General features: G+C 39.4%; 23 protein-coding genes and 1 pseudogene. 7 read left to right on the plus strand and 17 right to left on the minus strand.

What is annotated here, in order from left to right; genetic code table 11:
* Window positions 1-118 precede the first annotated feature (118 nt).
* The gene (gene acpS, locus ACX9YW_RS21290) at window positions 119-472 is read right to left on the minus strand and encodes a holo-ACP synthase (RefSeq protein WP_460350351.1); all 354 of its coding nucleotides are present in this window, start codon (window positions 470-472) and stop codon (window positions 119-121) included.
* 70 nt (window positions 473-542) lie between these two features.
* Between acpS and ACX9YW_RS21295 the strand changes: the two genes are divergently transcribed.
* On the plus strand, window positions 543-1,127 hold the full coding sequence (locus ACX9YW_RS21295; protein WP_460350353.1) for a rhomboid family intramembrane serine protease: 585 nt from the start codon (window positions 543-545) through the stop codon (window positions 1,125-1,127).
* Window positions 1,128-1,228: 101 nt separating this feature from the next.
* Here ACX9YW_RS21295 and cshA read toward each other — a convergent pair whose 3' ends face one another.
* The 5 genes from cshA to ACX9YW_RS21320 all read right to left on the minus strand — a co-directional run bounded on the left by cshA (window position 1,229) and on the right by ACX9YW_RS21320 (window position 7,209).
* Window positions 1,229-2,725 carry a degradosome RNA helicase CshA gene (gene cshA / locus ACX9YW_RS21300; protein ID WP_495995462.1) on the minus strand — a complete coding sequence of 499 codons (1,497 nt, stop codon included), beginning with the start codon at window positions 2,723-2,725 and terminating at the stop codon, window positions 1,229-1,231.
* 207 nt (window positions 2,726-2,932) lie between these two features.
* Window positions 2,933-3,640 (minus strand): alpha/beta hydrolase, encoded by a 708-nt coding sequence (locus ACX9YW_RS21305; protein WP_460350357.1) that lies wholly within the window; start codon window positions 3,638-3,640, stop codon window positions 2,933-2,935.
* Between the two features lie 16 nt (window positions 3,641-3,656).
* A complete protein-coding gene (locus tag ACX9YW_RS21310; protein WP_460350359.1) occupies window positions 3,657-5,030 on the minus strand; it encodes a UDP-N-acetylmuramoyl-tripeptide--D-alanyl-D-alanine ligase in 1,374 nt (457 codons plus the stop codon).
* A gap of 120 nt (window positions 5,031-5,150) precedes the next feature.
* A complete protein-coding gene (locus ACX9YW_RS21315) occupies window positions 5,151-6,233 on the minus strand; it encodes a D-alanine--D-alanine ligase (RefSeq protein ID WP_460350361.1) in 1,083 nt (360 codons plus the stop codon).
* Window positions 6,234-6,426: 193 nt separating this feature from the next.
* Complete coding sequence (locus ACX9YW_RS21320) at window positions 6,427-7,209, minus strand: hypothetical protein (RefSeq protein WP_460350363.1); 783 nt, start codon at window positions 7,207-7,209, stop codon at window positions 6,427-6,429.
* A gap of 210 nt (window positions 7,210-7,419) precedes the next feature.
* On the opposite strand from ACX9YW_RS21320, the gene ACX9YW_RS21325 reads away from it, so the two are divergent.
* The 4 genes from ACX9YW_RS21325 (at window position 7,420) to ACX9YW_RS21340 (ending at window position 9,806) form a co-directional block, all read left to right on the plus strand.
* Entirely contained in the window at window positions 7,420-8,589 is a 1,170-nt protein-coding gene (locus ACX9YW_RS21325) for an FtsW/RodA/SpoVE family cell cycle protein (RefSeq protein ID WP_460350365.1), read from the plus strand.
* Between the two features lie 204 nt (window positions 8,590-8,793).
* Window positions 8,794-8,907, plus strand: a complete 114-nt coding sequence (locus ACX9YW_RS21330; RefSeq protein WP_460350367.1) for a YjcZ family sporulation protein — start codon at window positions 8,794-8,796, stop codon at window positions 8,905-8,907.
* An 81-nt stretch (window positions 8,908-8,988) separates the two neighbouring features.
* Complete coding sequence (locus ACX9YW_RS21335; RefSeq protein ID WP_460350369.1) at window positions 8,989-9,135, plus strand: YjcZ family sporulation protein; 147 nt, start codon at window positions 8,989-8,991, stop codon at window positions 9,133-9,135.
* Window positions 9,136-9,257: 122 nt separating this feature from the next.
* A complete protein-coding gene (locus ACX9YW_RS21340) occupies window positions 9,258-9,806 on the plus strand; it encodes a thioredoxin family protein (protein ID WP_460350371.1) in 549 nt (182 codons plus the stop codon).
* A 40-nt stretch (window positions 9,807-9,846) separates the two neighbouring features.
* Here the strand turns inward: ACX9YW_RS21340 and ACX9YW_RS21345 are convergent, their stop codons facing one another.
* From ACX9YW_RS21345 to ACX9YW_RS21385, 9 genes are all read right to left on the minus strand, one after another.
* Window positions 9,847-10,662 (minus strand): P-loop NTPase family protein, encoded by an 816-nt coding sequence (locus tag ACX9YW_RS21345; RefSeq protein ID WP_460350373.1) that lies wholly within the window; start codon window positions 10,660-10,662, stop codon window positions 9,847-9,849.
* A 114-nt stretch (window positions 10,663-10,776) separates the two neighbouring features.
* Window positions 10,777-11,205 carry a GreA/GreB family elongation factor gene (locus ACX9YW_RS21350; RefSeq protein ID WP_460350376.1) on the minus strand — a complete coding sequence of 143 codons (429 nt, stop codon included), beginning with the start codon at window positions 11,203-11,205 and terminating at the stop codon, window positions 10,777-10,779.
* Between the two features lie 203 nt (window positions 11,206-11,408).
* Window positions 11,409-11,717 carry an ArsR/SmtB family transcription factor gene (locus ACX9YW_RS21355; RefSeq protein WP_460350378.1) on the minus strand — a complete coding sequence of 103 codons (309 nt, stop codon included), beginning with the start codon at window positions 11,715-11,717 and terminating at the stop codon, window positions 11,409-11,411.
* A 4-nt stretch (window positions 11,718-11,721) separates the two neighbouring features.
* Window positions 11,722-12,765 (minus strand): flavin-containing monooxygenase, encoded by a 1,044-nt coding sequence (locus tag ACX9YW_RS21360; protein WP_460350380.1) that lies wholly within the window; start codon window positions 12,763-12,765, stop codon window positions 11,722-11,724.
* Window positions 12,766-12,885: 120 nt separating this feature from the next.
* Complete coding sequence (locus ACX9YW_RS21365) at window positions 12,886-13,668, minus strand: ABC transporter permease (protein WP_460350382.1); 783 nt, start codon at window positions 13,666-13,668, stop codon at window positions 12,886-12,888.
* A 7-nt stretch (window positions 13,669-13,675) separates the two neighbouring features.
* Window positions 13,676-14,479, minus strand: a complete 804-nt coding sequence (locus ACX9YW_RS21370) for an ABC transporter permease (protein ID WP_460350384.1) — start codon at window positions 14,477-14,479, stop codon at window positions 13,676-13,678.
* Window positions 14,476-15,453, minus strand: coding sequence for an ABC transporter ATP-binding protein (locus ACX9YW_RS21375; protein ID WP_460350386.1), 978 nt, complete (start codon window positions 15,451-15,453; stop codon window positions 14,476-14,478). The genes ACX9YW_RS21370 and ACX9YW_RS21375 overlap by 4 nt, the downstream gene beginning before the upstream one ends.
* 90 nt (window positions 15,454-15,543) lie before the next feature.
* Window positions 15,544-16,149: a histidine phosphatase family protein gene (locus tag ACX9YW_RS21380; RefSeq protein ID WP_460350388.1), complete on the minus strand. Its 606-nt coding sequence runs from the start codon at window positions 16,147-16,149 to the stop codon at window positions 15,544-15,546.
* A 438-nt stretch (window positions 16,150-16,587) separates the two neighbouring features.
* Window positions 16,588-18,765 (minus strand): ATP-dependent helicase, encoded by a 2,178-nt coding sequence (locus ACX9YW_RS21385; RefSeq protein WP_460350390.1) that lies wholly within the window; start codon window positions 18,763-18,765, stop codon window positions 16,588-16,590.
* Between the two features lie 137 nt (window positions 18,766-18,902).
* Between ACX9YW_RS21385 and ACX9YW_RS21390 the strand changes: the two are divergent.
* Window positions 18,903-19,020: pseudogene (locus ACX9YW_RS21390) on the plus strand (RsiV family protein); the annotation flags it as partial.
* 48 nt (window positions 19,021-19,068) lie between these two features.
* Here the strand turns inward: ACX9YW_RS21390 and ACX9YW_RS21395 are convergent.
* A complete protein-coding gene (locus ACX9YW_RS21395; protein ID WP_460350392.1) occupies window positions 19,069-19,452 on the minus strand; it encodes a hypothetical protein in 384 nt (127 codons plus the stop codon).
* Window positions 19,453-19,564: 112 nt separating this feature from the next.
* Window positions 19,565-19,783 carry a hypothetical protein gene (locus ACX9YW_RS21400; RefSeq protein ID WP_460350394.1) on the minus strand — a complete coding sequence of 73 codons (219 nt, stop codon included), beginning with the start codon at window positions 19,781-19,783 and terminating at the stop codon, window positions 19,565-19,567.
* Window positions 19,784-19,928: 145 nt separating this feature from the next.
* Here ACX9YW_RS21400 and ACX9YW_RS21405 point away from each other — a divergent pair, with 145 nt between their 5' ends.
* The gene (locus tag ACX9YW_RS21405) at window positions 19,929-20,687 is read left to right on the plus strand and encodes a GNAT family N-acetyltransferase (RefSeq protein ID WP_460350396.1); all 759 of its coding nucleotides are present in this window, start codon (window positions 19,929-19,931) and stop codon (window positions 20,685-20,687) included.
* Window positions 20,688-20,704 lie beyond the last annotated feature (17 nt).

Here is a 20,704-nt window from a genome sequence, read left to right on the forward strand (position 1 = left end):
CGGGTGTCAAGAACTCTTCTTGGCGACCGATTTCGCCGCATCTTTCTAAAATCGGGTGTCAAGAACTCTTCTTGGCGACCGATTTCGCCGCATCTTTCTAAAATCGGTCACCAAATAATCATTCCCCTTCAATAATCACTTGTGCAATGGCATAGTCACGGCTATGTGAGATAGACAGATGGACCCCTTCTTTTATGGGTGAGACAATCTGCGGCTTGCCCTTGACATCCGCTTGAATCTCTATATCTAAAAAAGATAAATCCGATCCAATGCCTGTGCCTCTCGCCTTTGAAAACGCCTCTTTGGCTGCAAAACGTCCGGCAAGAAATTCAACTTTACGAGCACCGGTTAATTTTTTAAAGATAACCTGCTCATCTTCGGTTAATATTCGTTGGATAAATTTGGGCTGTCTTTCTATAATGGTTTTAATCCGGTCCAATTCAACGATGTCGATGCCGGTTCCTAAAATCATCCTCATCACCTTCTAAAACTAAATTAAAAGCATATGTCATTAATAGTACAATCCATTAAGGAGGACATTTATGTTTACGCGCACTGAGAGCTTAAAGGAATTTCTTCGCTATTACCCAATCGTCTCAGGGATTGTTGCCGTCAATCTTGTTATTTTTTCAATTGGAATTTTCCCGTTTTTTCCGAGAAACTGGATATACGAAACCTTTTCCGGAGTTAATCTCTATGTAGCGGATGGAGAATTATGGCGATTGGTTACACCGATTTTCCTCCATAGTGGCTGGTCACATATTCTGTTTAACTGTTTTTCCCTCGTTATCTTTGGTCCAGCACTTGAAAATATCATTGGGAAAGGCCGCTTTTTGACCGTTTATCTACTTGCAGGAATCGCAGCAAATCTGGCAACTTTTTTGATTCAACCACTAACCTATATTCATGTAGGATCTAGTGGGGCGATTTTTGGGCTTTTCGGCTTTTATTTAGCGATTATTTCCTTTCGCAAAAGCATGCTTTCACGGGAAAACTCTCAATTGGTAATCACGATCGCTGTCCTTAGTGTCATTATGACCTTTCTTCAACCAAACATAAATATCACTGCACATATTTTTGGGCTAATTTCTGGATTTTTAATTGGGGCCGCCCTTATTAAAAAGTAAGTTGAACATAGAATCCGTTATTTACTCTAAAAATGAACCTAGCCACCAACAAAGCCAATAAAAAAGAACATGACCCTTATCATGTTCTTTTAATCTGTTCATTATTGTGAGCGGCTGTAGTTTCTCGGTTTCGATTTGTTGCCGCCTGTTCCTCCGCCATTTCCGCCTGGTTTTCTAGCCTGGCCTTGGCGCGTTGGATTCTTTTTGCGAGCGCCACCGCTAGGATTGGAATCCTTATACGATCTGCGACGATCTTGTGGCTTTTTGTCGCGACGTTGTGGTAATGGTGACTCTTCTGTTAATTTAACAGGTGTTGTATCAGGTTCTTTTGTCAATATTTTCAACACGGCTGATACGACTGTTGATGCATCATGCTCTTCTAAAATTTGATCGGCCATTCGCTTGTAGTATTGAAGATTATTTCCTTCAATCGCAGACAAAATTTTATCCAAAGCCGCTTTTTGCTGACCTTCTAAAGCTTCATCTAAGCTTGGTGGCTTCATGCGTTCCATTTTTCGTTTTGTTGTTCTTTCAACAACCTCTAGATACGACTTCTCGCGCGGGGTAATGAACGTCATCGCCATTCCCGCTTTCCCAGCACGGCCGGTACGACCAATACGGTGTACATAGCTTTCAGGGTCTTGTGGGATATCAAAGTTATAAACATGAGTAACACCGGAAATATCTAATCCACGTGCTGCTACGTCAGTTGCCACTAATATTTCAATAGAACCTTCTTTAAACTTCTTTAACACAGAAAGACGTTTCGCTTGGCTTAAATCACCGTGAATTCCTTCAGCTGTATATCCTCTTAAGTTTAATGCATCCGAAAGCTCATCAACGCGGCGCTTTGTTCTACCGAAAATAATCGCCAGCTCAGGTGATTGAATATCCAATAATCTCGTTAGAATATCAAATTTATTTCGTTCTTGAACCTCTAAATAATATTGGTCAATTAATGGAACTGTCATTTCTTTTGTTTTTACACGAATAACTTCAGGTTCTTTCATAAATGTTTCCGCAATTTTGCGGATCGGTGCCGGCATAGTTGCTGAGAATAGCAATGTCTGGCGCTCCGTTGGTGTCTGAGAAAGGATCGCTTCAATATCCTCGATAAAGCCCATATTTAACATTTCATCGGCTTCATCCAAAATCACAGTATGAACCTTTGAAAGATCCATTGTTTTACGGTTGATATGGTCTAATACACGGCCAGGTGTTCCGACAATAATGTGAGGATTCTTTTTTAACGAGCGAATTTGTCTAGAGATATCCTGACCACCGTAAATTGGAAGGACATGTGCCTTTTTGCCGTAACCAATTTTATAAAGCTCTTCAGACACTTGAATCGCTAATTCACGAGTAGGGGCAATGATGATTCCCTGAATCGCGTGAGCTTTTGTGTCAATTTTATCAACTAACGGAATACCAAATGCCGCCGTTTTCCCTGTTCCTGTTTGTGCTTGTCCGATCAAGTCCTTCCCTTGTAATGCAGCGGGAATTGTTTCGGATTGAATGGGAGTAGCTTCTTCAAATCCCATTCGTTTTAAAGATTTCATCGTATCCTGGCTAATGCCTAAATCTTCAAATTTTGCCAATATTTTCATTCTCCTTCGTCATGCTTTTTATATTTTCATACTAACTTTACATTCGTCTATCGAAAAACATCATTCTAAACTCCGCTATATCATCAAAAAAAGACATTCTCCTTATGGAGTATGCCCTAAATTTAAAAGAAACTTCCTCTAGACACTTTGAGTTCAATAATAACATCTAATAAGCGTAATTGCAAATGATTGGGAGTGTCATTCCAATTTATGAACGACTGGCACCCCTAAAAAGGCCAAAATCCGCTCAAATAGGAGATCCTTTTGGTTGCAATGGCAAATATGATGTTTCGACTCGGGTATATAAAGTATTTCTTTTACACTTGCTCCAATGTTTTCAAATAAAAATTGGGCACTTTTCATTGGAACAATTCCATCTGCCTCACCTTGCGCAATGAAGGTTGGCACTTTCACATCGTTTAACATCGGTCTTACTTCGTTAACTAACTTTCGAAATTGCATCGTCGCTGAAATCGGTGTGTCTGTTATCTTTTTCCGATATCGTAAATATAACTCATTGGAATTAAGATTACCTCTAAAACCATCACGGATCATAAGCTTTATATCCTCGGTAAGCTGTTTTAGGTTAATATAGTAGGCTGCAGCGCTAAGTAAAACCAATTTTGTTACAGGATATTTTACGGCTAGATAACTGGCTATTAGCCCACCCATCGAAAATCCAATGACGTACACTTTATCACAATTTTCCAATAGCCGAGTGAGTTCATTTTCAGCATATGTTAACCATTGCTGATAAGAGACACCTTTTAATTGTAAAGTTTCTCCATGACCAGGCAAGGTTGGAACACTCAATAGCCAATCTGTTCGTTTTTCTAAAAATGAAGCAAGGGGGGTCACTTCATACGGTGCACCGGTAAATCCGTGTATTAGTAAACAGCCAATCATGATTGTTCACCAGACCTTACTGTAATCCCGTGACGACTTCTTCTAGCTTTATACCCCGTGAAGCCTTTACTAAAACCAGTGTTCCTTCATTAGTTTGTGTTTTTAAGTGATGAATCAAGGATTCTTTGTCGTTAAATGAGAGCACCGTACCCTCTGGTAAAACTTCTTTCGCCCCTCTGGCAATTTCTTCGGCTAACTTTCCATAAGTATAGACAGCATTGATTTTCTCTGGATGGAGGCCTTTGCCAATTTCATAATGAAATTCCCCCTCGTTTGGCCCAAGTTCCAACATATCGCCAAGTACAAGGATTTTTTGCTTATATCCAGGAAGAGTTGTTACTAAGTCTATCGCTGCCTTCATCGAGGTTGGGCTGGCATTATAGGCATCATTGATAATCTTTTCTCCGTTTGCCCCTTCGACCAACTCCATTCGCATATTCGTTAGCTTCAGGTTACTAAAGCCGTCATTGAATTGGGCAAAAGAAATTTCGTGTTGATTAGCAACTAGCATCGCTGCCAGAGCATTCATGATGTTGTGTGTTCCTAATACAGGCAAATAAAACTCCTCATCATGCCCGTTTATTTTAAAATGACTGCCTTGGTCTCTCGTAGATATTTCGGTTGGATATAAGGTATTGTTTTCACTTCTACCAAATGTGTAGATAGAAGCATTCCCTTGGTAATGGTCGAGTTTCTCTTTTAAGAGTGGCTCGTCACCGAAATAAATGATCTTGCCGTTTTCCTTTAGTCCATTGATAATTTCAAGCTTAGCTTTGGCAATCCCTTCGCGTGACCCTAAATCTAATAAATGCGACTCACCGATGTTGGTAATGACAACTGCATCCGGTTTGGCCAATCTTGATAAAAAGTCGATTTCGCCGAAACCGCTCATTCCCATTTCCAAAACAGCTATTTCGGTATCTTCCTCTAACTGCAAAATCGTTAAGGGCAGACCGATGTGATTATTATAGTTTCCTTCCGTTTTTTGAACCTTATACCGTAGAGATAATAATCCTGTGACCATATCCTTTGTAGAGGTTTTACCATTGCTGCCCGTAATGCCGATGACAGTTAGATTTAGTTGCTTGCGATAATATTTTGCTAAATCCTGAAGGGCCGTTAAGGTATCCTCAACGATTAAGATCGGTAGATGCGTAGGTGGGTTGGGTACATTTTTCTGCCAAAGGGAGGCGGCGGCACCTTTTCTGATTGCCTCTTCGACAAGTTGATGACCGTCAATTTGTTGGCCAATAAATGGAACATATAAATTACCCGGTTGAAGTTTCCGGGTATCGTTACAGACCCCTTGAATCAGTATTTGTTCAAATGGTCGAATATCATTTAAGACGGTTATTGCCTCGGCTACTTGCTTGATCTTTCTTTTAATCATCCGAAATATCTCCTTTCATACGCGAAAATAGGCCTGACCAAAAGTAAACGTTATTTCGGTCAGACCCATGGAGCTTTTTCTATCTACTAGCGCTATGCCAAACCGCTTTCGCTTTTGCTATTAATCCAAAATATGCTTAATTTGTTGTTTTTCTTGGTGTCTTTCGACAGCTAAGTCCACTAATCGTTTAATAAGGTCCGGATACTCGACACCTGTATGTTTCCAAAGTAGAGGGAACATGCTAAATGGAGTGAATCCTGGCATTGTGTTAACCTCGTTAATTAACAGTTTACTGTCCTTGGTTAAAAAGAAGTCAGCGCGAACTAATCCTGAGCAATCTAAGGCTTTATAAGCATGGATGGCCATTTCCTTCATTTCATTATAGACCTCTTCGCTAATATCGGCTGGAATCACTAAAGCAGTGTCCCCATCTTCATATTTTGCTTTATAGTCATAAAATTCCGTTTTCGGAATAATTTCGCCGGCAACTGAACATTCCGGTTCATCATTGCCAAGGATTCCGACTTCAATCTCTCGTGCTGTGACACCTTGTTCAATGATAATTTTCCGGTCGTATTGGAACGCGTCGATACAGGCTGTTTCTAATTCTTCACGAGTGGTACATTTGCTGATTCCTACACTTGAACCAAGGTTTGCCGGTTTGACGAAACATGGGTAGCCAAGTTTAGTTTCTACTTTCTCGTAGCTTTGGTCACGATTTTTCTCCCAATCGCTGCGGATAAACGAAACGTAATCCACTTGAGCCAGGCCAGCCTGAGCGAATATGTTTTTCATAAAGACTTTATCCATTCCCGCCGCAGATGCAAGCACGCCATTACCGACATAAGGAAGGTTTAAGAGCTCTAACATTCCTTGTACGGTGCCATCTTCGCCGTTCGGGCCATGAAGTAAAGGAAAAATGACGTCTAAGGCTTGGGATGATTCACCGCCCGTGTTAAACACTTTTGGAGCAAGTGCGGTTGGTGATTGTGCCTCGCTTGCATTAAATTCTAATGCTTTAATATGCTCAACAGGTTCCATTAATTGCGGTCCACGAACCCATTGTCCTTCTTCTGTAATGTAGATTGGATGTATATCGAATTTTTCAAGGTCAAGCGCTTTAATAACAGCCATTGCTGTTTGCATCGAGACTTTATGTTCAGCAGATTTGCCTCCATATAATAAACCAATTTTCGTTTTCATGTTGTTGTAACCTCCATTTTTTTGGCGACTCTATTTTACCACAAATAAGGGCATAGAGTCTAAAACCACTCAGGTGGAATTAGGCAAATAACTATACTATTTTATACTTATGAAAATTAAGCTTGGTTGTCGCGTGAAATTTTATTTTTTCGGTTTGCAAAGAAAAAAGACAAGTATTTGGTGACTTGTCTTTTTACATTAATAATTTCCACTCATTTGATTTTTTCTCATATACCAATTTGGCTTGGCAAGCACTGTTTTCTATTTTTAATGCTTCTTCGTACATATCGTCCATGTTGATGTAATCGCCGATTACCCAAATCGGAATTTCAATACGTTGCTTAATTTCTTCGCGATTTTTCAAAGAAATGACGATTCCTTCTTTAATGAGGTGGGAAACTTGGGTTAACGTCTTACCTGGTATCGGCAAGAAATCTCGGTTTTTTCGAATATTAAAGAGCGACTTTTTTTTATGAAGCTGGTTCATTTTTGATCCGATGACAGTCCCTAACATCGTATAAAAATCATCTAATTCGCGATAATAGATTTTGTTAAACCAACCGTCGTCATGGGCCAAATAGGCGAACTGGTTTTTTAGTTTTTGGTAAAAAGGAAGCTTTAAATGTTGCTTAAGGTGGCCTAAATAAAGCAATTCAGCAATTTCTTGACCATTTAAATCATTAAGCCCTTCGTCAATCTTAGCGAAATCAATCCAACAGAAGTTTCCGTATCCATAAACTCCATCTTGAATCAACTTTTCAACTTTATTATATGGAATATATTCAAGCAGGGTATGCATATTGAAATCTGCATCATCGAAGCGATGCTTTAACAAGAGGAGATTTTTCAGCCTATTTGAAAATGCTCCCATAAATTCCTTAAACTCAATCCCATAAGAAATCACATATTGATCAAGATTATGGTGATGGATATAAATAATATCACGAACCTCGTGAACTGGCTTCTTCAACTGCACAGCAATACCCCCAAAAAATCATCACAATTAACATCAACCATTGTAACAAAAAACATCCAAAAACCAAAACACCAAACCCTCACTTTAACACTTTAAAGCATGTGGGGACAGTCCCCAACTGCTTTAAAGTGTTAAAGTGTGTGGTTTCGTTTTTCTAGTATTTTTTGAGGGTTTGGCATAAAATGGAGGGGAGGGTGGTGGTGGTTGGTTATGAAGCGGTCGGATCGGTTTGATTGGAGTCTGACGTTGATTTTGTTGTTATTTTTCCTGATTAGTTGTTTAGGAATTTATAGTGCACAGACTTCAGAGCAGTACGCTTTTAATTTTTTGAATAGGCAGATTTTCTGGTATGGTGTTGGAACCATCATTATTTTGGTGGTCTGTTACTTTGATTCAGATCAATACAGACGATTGGCTTGGTATATGTATGGATTTGGGATTTTGTTGCTTGTCGCATTGATTGTTGCACCAGAGTCGATTGCCGAAGTGCGAAATGGTGCAAAAAGCTGGTTTACCACCCCAGTGGGATCGATACAGCCATCTGAATTTATTAAAGTGTTTTTAATTGTAGTCTTAAGCAAGATTATTGCCGATCATCATAATAAGTATATTATAAAAACCCTGAAGACTGATGTCCTTTTATTATTCAAAATAGGATTAACGACGGCATTCCCGCTTACCTTAATCATGCTCCAGCCAGATCTTGGGACTGGACTTGTTATTCTTAGCATTTTGATAGGAATGATTCTTGTTTCCGGAATTTCATGGAAACTAATTGTTCCCATCATGGGCCTCGGCGCTTCAGCAGCAACCTTTATTGTCTATTTAGTACTTTGGAAACGCGAGCTTCTTGAAAAATACTTAAAGGTGAAACAATATCAATTTGGACGAATCGATGCCTGGCTCGCACCTGAAGAACATCAGAGCCTCTATGGATTTCACTTACTCAAATCATTGCGCGCAATTGGGTCGGGACTACTTACCGGAAAAGGATTTGGCGAACGACAGGTTTATGTCCCCGAAAGCCATACAGACTTTATTTTCAGCGTGATTGGTGAAGAATATGGTTTTTTTGGTGGTAGCTTTCTAATTGGATTATTCTTTCTTCTGATCTATCACATTGTGAAAACAGCATTAGAAACCAATGATCCATTCAATTCCTACCTTTGTGCCGGAATTGTTAGCATGATCACCTTCCATGTCTTTCAAAATATCGGTATGACCATTCAAGTGTTACCCATTACAGGAATACCGCTTCCGTTCATCAGCTACGGTGGCAGTTCATTAATGGGCAATATGTTCGCGATGGGACTCATCTACAGCATCCGCTATCATCATAAAAACTACATGTTTCGAACCGAGCATAATTACCATGTGTAAAAAGTTGCCTATTCAATGTGGAGGCAACTTTTTTTAGTTTAAAAAACAATAAATACTACCGTAAATCTCCGTCTTTCTCCTTTATCCTCCCATTATGGCACTTGTCCTATTAAGGCATGAACCTAAAAAATCCATATTTGCCTAGGTACACATAAAGCAAGAATTCCATATGTTATAAGGAAAACTTACAAAGGAGGAATGTTTATGTCAGGCGCTGTTGCAGGATGCGGATTCGGTGCAGGTTTCGCCCTACTAATCGTATTATTTATTCTTTTAGTAATCATAGGAGCTTCTTGGTGCGGTGGCTGGGGTTACTAATAACCCTAGATAAAGTCCATCTATGATTCATTTATTAATTTTATCTGCTTTATGGAATAAGTTTCAAAGGTGGTGAAATGCATGTTCGGATATGGTGGATTCGGCGGTTGCTGCGGCTACGGCTACGGAGGCTACGGCTATGGCGGTGGATTCGGTGTAGGCGGTACTTTCGTGTTAATCGTAGTATTATTCATCCTTCTAGTCATCGTTGGCGCTGCTTGGTGCTAATAAAAAACCCTAATAAGGGTGCAAAGAGTCAAACTCTTTGCACCCTTATTCATTTAGGCGAAAAAATTGCGAATGTCGAGAAAGAAAGATACTATAATCATTAGTAAAGGAGGGTTTGTATTATGACACTTGAAACTTGGTTTAATAAAGGAATGACGTTTGATCAATATCGTAACAGTATGCAGGTGAATCAAGCCGAGCTAACCCATGTCTACGAACAGTTGACCTTTTCCGATGATGATCTGGCAACATTTAAAGATTTGAAAGAACGGAATTGGCGAGGAATTGTTCTAACCGCTGATTGGTGCGGGGATGCTACGGTAAATGTGCCAGTGTTACAAAGAATGGCTGAAGAAAGCCATATCGAATTACGTTTTTTAATTCGTGATGAAAATCTAGAACTAATGGACCAATATTTAACAAATGGCAAGTCCAGAGCGATTCCGATTTTTATTTTCATTGATCAGGAAGGGAAAGAAGCAATGGCTTGGGGACCTAGAGCTTCTCAAGTTGAAGATTACATAACTTCCTTAAGAGCTGGACTTCCTGCTCCTGAAGCTCCCGACTTCCAGGAAAAACAACAAGCGATGTATCGTGAATTCAAGCAAAAAATAACGACTGACACAGCAATTTGGCGAGCAGTTATTGATAGTGTGAAGGCAAAATTATAGAAAAAAAGAGGCAGGACTTTTGTCTTGCTTCTTTTTTAGCTTATTTAGTGGATATTTGTAACTGCTTAAGGATTACTTCTTTACAATGATTCCAATTGTACTCACTGTTATTTAGCACGATGCTTTCTATTGGCAGTTGGGTAAGGATTTCTTTTTCAAGTTTCTTACGGTCCTCCAAAAAATGGATTACGCCGTCTTCTCCCTTGATATCCCTTGCGCGTCCATATCCCTGTTCGGTATAATACCAGGTTAAAAAGTCAAACCATTCGCTTGAACGTTCCTGTCTGACCCGTGCTAGACTCCCCTTTATATCATCTTGCTCAAAATAGACAATGACCGGGTTTAGAACGGAAATTAAATTCGAAATCTCTTGTAGATGATGAAAAATAAGTTCCTTTGCTTGATCATGTTTCGCTAACAAAAAGGTAAACGGATTTTGTAGGAAGCAGCATTCCAATACATAGGCATTGTTATTGTGCAATGCTTTTTCGACAAATTCCTGCCACCTCATTAAGGTCACTTCACAAAAATCTTCAACTGATAATTCATAAACATCAAATTTTTGTAGGGCTTTGAATAAGTCAGGATGACTATCTGCTAATCTAGCATACGGAATGAAAAACCAAGCCCCTTTTTGTTCAGCAAGCGTACGAACGATTGGAAAATTCATTTCCAATTCACTTAATTGCTGCTCTGTTACACAGGCCACCGATTCATAATCTGCCGGATGCTCCGGATTTCCTTCCAGAAATAGATAAGCTTCTTCCCCTTCTTCTGTTAAAAGTTGGGCCAGCCATTTAGCCGTTGTTGTTTTCCCTGAACCAGGAATTCCTTCAAAAATAAATAATTTTCTCACCTTGAAACCTCCAAAAACGAATACCTTCTATAACATTAAGTTGGCTACTGAATGAGAAAATCCCTGCAAACAAAACAAAAAAGAGCAATCTAATTTGCTCTTTTAGTAATGCTTTTATGCTTGACAATGGTCAATTTGAACAATTTTTATACCAAGTGCTCCGGTAGGAATCTCTAATGAAATTTCTTGCCCGAGTTCCTTTAGTAGTAATTGCCTACCAATTGGCGAGAAAATCGATATTTTCCCGTTATCTGGATCAATCTGTTCAGGGAAACAAATCGTATAGCTTTCAAGTTCCTCATCGTCTAAATATTGAACAGTAATTTTACTGCCAATTAAAACGTTATTATTTTCCAATTGTTGGCCATTACCAAGAATACAATCCTTCAAATGAAGTAAATAAACATCAAAAAATCGCTGGGATTTCCCCTTTTCCTGCCAAATCAGGTTTAGATCTTGTATGTTTTTTTCAATATAATTAAACTGCTGGCGAAAGTAATCCTGGGCAAAATCGGAGTTAACCTGTTGTAAATTATGGTTCATAGTACGTTTTAACTCCCTTACAGATATTTACCAAATCGCAAAACTTCATCACAAAAATCATTTGCATCTCCTCCTTCAAAAATTGGGTACCATTTCCTATTATATCATATTAGATTGTCAAAGACCTGACTTGCCCGGATAGAATGAATCCAAAAGCGGGTGACATTAGGATAATAAAGAAACTAGTCTCCAACATACCTATTTCACTCACAGGAAATATGTGAGATTACCTGATTCAACACCGCAATAACATGCACATCTGCATAGGTATAGTAGAGCGTATTCCCCTCTCGTCTGAATTTTACCAATTTCAAGTTACGCAGCAGGCTAAGCTGGTGCGATACGGCTGATTGGGTCATTCCTAGCACTTCAGTAATATGGCCCACTGAGCACTCTTCCTGCGACAAGAGGTACAAGATTTTGATCCGGGTCGGGTCGGCTAGAGCTTTAAAAATTCTTGATGCTTCGTCAATTGTTTCATCCGATAAATAAGAGTGTTCCTGCTGATTCACGTTTCTAACTCCCCTTTATAATCTGTTTGTATAAGTATTCCGCATCAACTCCTACTCCCAACAGCAGCGCGGAACCTCTTCGGTATTGCCAAGGAAGGCCAAGGAAGTACAAGCCTTCAATATCTGTTATGCCACGCTCATGTTTCACTCTACCATTCATATCCCATACACCGTCCAGTTCAAGCCATGGATACTCTGAACGAAATCCGGTTGCCCAAATGACATTTTTAATGGTAAGGGAGCTCTGATTGTCAAAAGAAACCTCTTCTCCCAGCCCGGAAACCGCTCGAGATTTTAGTTCCACCTTCCCTGATTTTATTTTCCCCTTCAATTCATAACCAAAAATCGGGTCGCCCATTGCCATGAATTTTTTTCCAACTAGGGAATTTCTGTTTGCTTTTAAAATTCCTAAACGGTCTAGCCACCAGAAAATGCTTTTTCCAACTATTGAAAGTGGGAGGAACCGAATGTCCTGGCCAAGTGCTAAGTACGTTTCATGAGTTTCCGACAATTCAACAGCAATTTGGGTACCCGAGTTGCCACCGCCAACTACTAAGACGGGACCATCATTTAACTGGGCCGGATTAAGATACTCGGATGAATGTAGTTGAATTACGTCCGAAGAAAGATTTTTTGAAAATGCCGGAATTCTTGAAGTATGGAAAGGCCCTGTGGCGACGACTACTTTTTTTGCTACAAAAAGGGCGTCCCTCGTTTGGATTTGGAAAAATTGATCTTTCCTGGACACTTTTAAAACTTCCATATTTCCGATAACCGGCAACCCAAATTTATTCGCGTAAGACTCTAAATAATCGGCCACCTCATCCTTTGTTGGGAAGACCTCCTGATCCCCTTCCATTGCCAATCCTGGCAAAGAGCTATAGGATCTTGGGGTAAATAATACAAGGGAATCATAGCGGTTTCGCCAAACGTCTCCTACGCGCGTATGGTTATCGAGAATAAGGAAATTTAGTGAGCTCTTTTTTAAAAAGTATCCCAGCGACAATCCGGCTTGACCGGCACCGATAATAATTGCATCATAAATCATCGTTTTCACTCCTACTTTAACTATATGAGTATATATTCATATATAGATATTAATACGATAGGAAAACTTTGTAAACAACAAAATACAGGGAGGCTAAATTAGCGCTCCCTGCAAGAACTTTTAAGACCCCGTTGATCGATAATGCCTCACACCCACCTGCCAAACATACAAGCAGGGGATAACAAAGAGACTGCCGAAAACCGGGGCTAGCATATACAGAAGGTCATGACCATCATTTTTCCCTAAAAGATACAAAAGCGGCATATAATTAACCGTACCGAACGGAATTACATAGGTAAAAAACTTACCAACCCACTTTTGATAAATATTCAGTGGGTATTGTGCCATCTCCCTGCCGCCATCGGTAAAAATATTGACGACTTCCAAACCTTGAATCGTCCAAAAACACATCGTTGCAGCCAAAATATATATCCCGACGAAGATGAATACACCGCTGATAACCATAAAACAAAGCGTAAAAACCTTCGCCACAGTCCAATCAATGGATAGATTAGTCAATGCCCAAATTAAAACGAGGGCACTTTGTAGGAGTCGCCCGAATCTCGTAAACTCGAATTTTGAACCGAGCACCTGCACAACTGTACTCCTTGGCCTAACCAACAGCCGGTCAAAATCCCCACCCGCTACTAAACTGGAAAAATTGTCAAAGCCACGTGCAAAGCATTCACTGATCGCAAAGGCCATATGAATAATCGCAAAGCACAGGGCAACCTCAAAAAATTGCCACCCTTTTATTTGCCCAAACCGTTCAAACAAAAAATAAAGTCCGGCAAACACAGAAAAAGGTATAAAAAACTGGCCAAAGGATAAGAGCCAAAACGATGTTCGATACTGCATTTGTGATTTAAATAAGATTAATAGATATTTAAAATAAAGTGCCACTTTGAACTCATCCTCCCTGAACAACGACACGTTTTAATGCTTGATTCATCGACCATCTGCCGAGAATAATAAGGACCGCCAACCAAATAAGCTGAGCGAGGATCCCTGATAATGCCTCGGCTTTGAGGATATGTCCTGAATAGACACGGAACGGGAAATCAGCCGTTAGCCGAAACGGTAACATATAGGCAATATCTTGTAGCCAATTAGGCATCAAAGGGATCGGAATGATCAATCCAGCAAAAAACTCTCCCAGAACACCAATCATTAAGGTTGATCCGACTGGTGACATCGTTATAAATACCGAAATATAAATAAACATGGAAATGGAGACTAACAGAAATAATCCTAAAGACAAGGTCACTATAAATAACAATCCAGTCAATAGGTCAGGTGGAAACGTCATTCGATATGGTTCTGGTAAGAAATAGGCAACGATTAAAATTGGAAAACTGCGTAATAAAGCACTGGATAGTCTTTGGGCGAGCAGTTTAGCGTACCAAAATCCATAGATGTCACAAGGGCGACAAAGTTCGTAGGCAATATTACCGGTGGTGATTAAGCTAAATAGTTCGTTGTCGCGAAACCATAACATAATAAAGGCAAGAAAAGACTGTTGCAACCAAATGTAAGTCACTAATTCTTTTAATGAAATAGGCGGGGTTATCGTAGTATATTCGTAGAAGGCCTCAGAAATCATGATGTACATAAATCCCCAGAAGAACTGTGTAGCCACTCCGGCCCAGGCAGCTGCCCGATATTGCATGCCATTAAGCAATCTTAATTTTAAAACTGAATAATAAGCGCTCATATTTGATACTCCTTATAGAGCTGGACGATGATTTCTTCAATCGGTCGAGCCTCAATTTCGATATCAATGAGTTCTACTTTGCTAGAAACTTTCGCAATCACTTCTGAGGTTAATATATGTTCTGTATCCACACTTAGGATGGCGCGTTCAGGAGACCAAGAAACGAGAGTAGTGCCTGGAATTTCAAATGGCTGATGCTTCTCGTGATAATCAACGATAATCGTTTTTTGCGAACCAAAGCGATTCCGTAGTTCGGCTAACCTGCCATCGAACAGCAATTGCCCTTTTCCGATTAAAATCACCCGCTCGGCCAATGCCTCAATATCACTCATATCGTGGGTGGTCAGAATAACGGTAACTCCTCTTTCTTGGTTGATTTTTTTGATAAACTGACGGACGGCGATTTTGGAAACCGCATCTAATCCAATCGTTGGTTCATCTAAAAACAAAATTTTTGGACTATGTAAGAGAGAAGCAGCGATTTCACAACGCATTCGTTGACCAAGGCTTAATTGACGAACCGGTGATTGAAGGATGTCTTGTAGTTCAAGAGATTCGACGAGCAAATGGAGGTTAACTTGGAATTCTTGGCGCGGCACCTTGTAAATGTCTCTTAACAGTTCAAATGAATCAATGACCGGCACATCCCACCAGAGCTGCGAGCGCTGACCAAACACAACACCAATGTTTTTGACATATTGAACGCGGTCTTGCCATGGATTAAAGCCCATAATGGAGCAGTTTCCACTATCGGGAACGAGGATGCCGCTCATGACCTTGATCGTTGTCGATTTTCCTGCTCCATTCGGACCGATGTATCCAACAATTTCTCCGGGCTGGATTGAAAAGGAAATGTCTCGGAGAGCCGGAACGTTCGTGTATTCCCGCACAAAAAGGGCTTTCGTCGCTTGAAGCAATCCGGAAGCCCTTTTGGCAATCTTATAAGATTTAGTTATTCCTTCTAAATGGATCAAGGGCTTTCCCTCCTAGCTTTGTAGAGTCATAGAGGGAAATATTAACATTAGTAAATTCGTTATGTCAAGAATTTTTTGAATTGTTTTTAATTATAGTGCATTTAGATGCTCCTGTCGATTTAGGAACCTAACTATTCGCAATCCATCTCTTATTTCAAGCAGATGAATACCGGTGTCCCCTGTCGGAAAGACATACCCCTTTCCATTTGGCAAATTTAAAAATGATTTTATTAGATTTGAAATCATCCCTCCATGGGAAACGATTGCCACCCGCCTACATTCATGATAATCATGAATGATTTTGTGGAGAATATGTTCAGACCGGAAACGAAACTCCAACTCTGACTCACCTTCTTCGATTGGAATATGCATTGGTCTACCGTTTTTAGGAATTGGGTATTTAATCGCTGCCTCCTCGCGCGACATTCCCGCGAGAACGCCGTTGTTGTATTCCATAAGGTCTGACTCAGTAACCTTTGGGCATTCAACTGCATCTCTCAAAATTTCAGCGGTTTCATTTGCTCGCATTAATGGACTTGCCAGGATCACTTCAGGTGGAAAATGCTCCGCTACATACTTTGCCATTTGACCGGCTTGTTGTTTTCCGTGCTCCGTTAAAGGAAAGTCCGCTCTTCCTTCATGGACACCCAATAAATCCGCTTCTGATTGACCATGTCTGATGATAAGTAATTGCATCTGTATTCCCCCAAATAACAAATTGGTTGTTTTTATGGAAAATTCAACAATTCAGGTTAAAATACCTTCATGACTTGGGGGAAATGGAGCTGTTTTTGATGAAATTGATGTTATTCTTAGTGAGTTTCATCTATTTTTGAGCAATTATTATAAAAATGACTCGTTTTTTTGCAAGAGTTCCATCTTGGTCACGAAATATATGCCCAACTTTTTAGTGATATGCCCAAGTTTATCCTTATATGCCCAACTTGGAAATTATATGCCCGACTTTTCAACACTTATTTCCAACTTTTCAGATTTATGCCCAACTTTTCGGAGCATATGCCCAAGTTTTAAGAGATATGCCCAACTTATTAAACTTATGCCCGACTTTCACTGTTTATGCCCAACTTCTACAAACAACCTAACACAAAAAAGACCAAAGGGAATCCCCTATGGTCAGGACACAAGTTCTAATAAGCCATGTTCTATACAAGTTTTTATCTGTAGCAATTTTATTTCTTTTGAGAATCTTATTTCAACCAGTTCGTCTTTAAGTTGAAGGATTTCACCTTGGCCAAATACACGATGCTTAACTATTCTTCCCAGAGATAACTCCTCACGTATTCGAATTGCATTCGGATTATAAGGGATTTCTGCTGTAAGCCCACCCTGTTTAATAACTTGCTTTCGGTTTTTTCCCTTCTCCTCCGGAGGTTGGATGATACTACGGATGTCCCTCACAAAAGTTGAGGCCTGTGTCGCTTTCCCATCCCGATCCCGATAATAGATCAGCTCCAATTCCCTTTTGGCCCGGGTCATACCCACATAGAAAAGCCTGGTCGCCTCTTCTAGCGCTTGTCCAGAATCATCCGTCGAAGGGATAATTCCATCTACTAAATCAATCATGTAAACTTTCTCATATTCTAAACCTTTTGAGCTATGAAGGGTAGAAAACGTGATAACATTCTGACCTTTACGTGATTTCGAATTTTTCAACGCAGCAGCAAGATGCTTTAACCGGCTCGCAAACTCCTCCATTGTTCTTAAGTTATCAGCGATTTCCTCCAAGGTATTGAGTATTCCGAGCAAATAGTCCATTCGAAAACCGAGTCGTTCACACGTTTTCGACAGCGCTTTTTCATAGCCTAATTGTTCACGAATCACTTGAATCGCCTGTAATGGTGGCATACCTTTCATTTGCTGGAACGTTTCTTGGCTCTCCTTAAGCGGTTTAAATTGGTATTCATTCAGTTTGACATGATTTAATAGATTATCGAATACAGATTCGTTGTTGTGAACTTTCTTTAAATCAGCCATCTGTTGCTTACTGATATAGCCATTGAACTTGAGATGAATTTTTTCCAAAATGTCAGGTCTTTTATCGGTAAAAGTCATCCGCATGAAATTGAGGATATCCTCAACCACCCAATGGGAGAAAAAGCGATTGTCTGCATCCTTCATGTAAAAAGGAATTCCTGCCCGATCAAACTCATTCATCAACGCGATTGACGAGGAATTATTACGGTAAAGAATCGCCACCTCCGAAAGATTTTCGATTTGACGAATTTCCCTAACCAAATATTTTATCTGAAGAAAATAGTCATCAAAGCTCTTGATTTTGATTGGCTTTTCAGTAGGGTTTTCGGTAAACATATTTTTGTTGTATCGATGTTTATTTCGTTTAATAAACTGATTGGCCACGTCGACAATATCCTTCGAAGATCGATAATTCTGCTCCATAAACAGCGTAACGGCCTGTGGATAGACCTGTTTAAAGTTCAGTAAATAGGACGGTTCGGCACCTCGCCAGCTATAAATCGATTGATCATCGTCCGCGACTACACATAAATTCTGATGCTTTTGAACAAGCTTTTCGATGATCGCGTGCTGCACCATTGATGTATCTTGACTCTCATCCGTTAATACATAGTCATAGCGATTCTGATATTTTTCTAGTAGTCGGGGTTCTTTTTCAAAAATATCATTAGCCAACGTCAACATATCGTCATAATCAATTAGTAGCTTATCTGTCCCAGCACGTTTATATCGTTCATATTCTCTAAGAATTCCCTCTGCTTCCTTCACGTCAACTTGAACGGTTGACCATTTCGCCTCAGGAATCATCTTATTCTTAATAAAACTAATATAAGTGGTTAAGGCCTCCATTTGATCATCGGTCATGTTTTCACCGGCAATTGATTTATAAAGTTCTCGTAAAATTCGCCTCTTATTAAGAGATGGGTTATCATTTTGGGACTTCTCCTCATCCCCTTCAATAATCTGATAAGGAGTCCCTGTTCGCCAAAAATATTCCCGAACCACTTCGAAGGCAAGGCTATGAATCGTCGAAAAGTCGATGGGCGGAAGATTAGGAAAGAAACGACCAAATCGCTCTTTCATATCATTGGCCGATGCCCGACTAAACGTCACCGCTTTCATTCGCGATGGTTCAACGCCCTTTTCTTCGATAAGATAGCCAATTCGCATAATAATCGTGGTCGTCTTACCGGAACCAGGTGAGGCCAATAACAGCAATGGTCCTTCGGTCTGCAGCACGGCTTGTAGCTGTACCTCGTTAAGCGAAACACCTGTTTCCTTTTTCATTCGGGTAAAAAAATCTTCTTTCAGTTTCATTACTAGTTTCCTTCCGTACATATGGTTGTTACCATTATAACCTTGAAAATGAAAGATTAAAAAGAGGTGGATTCTGGGGGAGGTTATCCAATTGTAAGTTGTTAGGGGTTTTTTATGTTAAAAATAACAAAGAATAGCTTGTGATTGTATTTAATGAATACGAGGTGGCTCCGGGATATATGGGAATAGTAAAGTTTGTCATTCCTACAGAATATCATAAAGGCATTATTAGTTAGTAATGAGTATGTTCATTAATTAGGCGTTCAAAAGGTCTGCTTTACATAAGGCAGACCTTTTCATCTTCTATCTCTTTACTACATAGAAAAAGGATTTTCTAACATAAATGGTATAAATAAAAACGAATACTGACCAAAAAAAATTACCAATAAACGGTTGTTGATTATTTGAGAATAAAAGAATATAGCTTATTAATCCAAATCCAGCTGAGTATAAAATCATTAACCAAAATCCCCATTTTTTTAATCGCATATAACCATATACGATAATAAGTGAAACAACTGCCAATAGGATCCTAAATGGCTGTTCTGGAAAGTTTGGTAAACCAAACCTATCTGCTATCCCAAATTTATTCCCATTTGGATTGAAAAAAATGCCTGTGATAATCAATACAACTACACCGAAAATGTAAAAATAACTAATAAAAGATACGCCTAAAGGTCTTTTCATGTTTATCCCCTTTTACGCTTTATTTTTAAACTCTATTCCTTTTCTAATTTAAATACCTGCCAGCTAATTCCTTAAACAAGCCTTCGATACTTTGAATATTTCTAAGTAACAATTATATCTTCCCTTCCCTAACCCACTTCCATATTTGGAAACTACCGAATATAGAAACGGCAAGTAGGACAAGCATTGTTAAAACGTAAAGGGACAGTCTATTTATATCCGCAAGTCCGTCTGCATTGAAAATGATAAACATTAAAAGGCAAATGACCATTACATAACAAAATACATTTGGAATCATCCATGCAATTCTTAATTTCCAATTTTTCATCATTCATCACTCCCTTAACTACCATTACGGATTTTGAATCGATAATGTTTCATGAAAATAAGCCACTCTTAAAGGTAATTAAACATCTGATGTTGAAATAAAGCATATATGGCAATTGAAATGGACTATATCAGGGAGCGAACGATAATTGGAAACAATCGAAATGATAAAGATAGACGAAAATAACATCCAAAAAGAGGGATGTTTTTGTCTTCGAAGCCAACCAAATTCTAACGGTTACCAAAATAAAAACAACTGGCTGATGGGCAGGTTTCCTGAAGGATTGCAATATATTAAATTAATGGAGAATGGCAAACCAGCAGGATTTATTGAATATACACCGATTGAATATTCATCTAGAGTAGTCTATGGTGAGAATTATTCTGTCATTCATTGTCTATGGGTGAATATTACCAGCAAAGGCTATGCCACTAAATTGATTGAACAATGTATTCAAGATGCCAAGGAACAAAAAAAGGCTGGAGTGATTGTCGTTACGAATCCTAACACTTCCTGGACACCAAGCAAGGATATATTTATTAAGAACGATTTCATTGAAGTAGATCAAGCACCCTATGGCTTTGAATTACTCGTTTATAAATTTGATGATGCTCCTGACCCATATTTTCCAAAAGATTGGGATGAGCGGCTTAAACGTTTTAAAGGCGTAACAATCCTACGTACCCAACAGTGTCCTTTCGTCAATATTTCAACTGATAACGTTATGGAGGCTGCAGCCAAATTGGGGCTCAATGTAGAAATCATTGACATGAAAGGCCGTGAAGAATGGATGAACTTCTCACCCACTCCTTATGGAATTTATAGCGTCATCTATAAAAATCAGCTGATTTCCTTTCATCGACTAACCGTTCATTCGGCCTTGAAACGCTTAAAAGAATTACAATAGCTAAAAATGGCTTGAAG

Source organism: Pseudoneobacillus rhizolycopersici, from assembly GCF_054786815.1.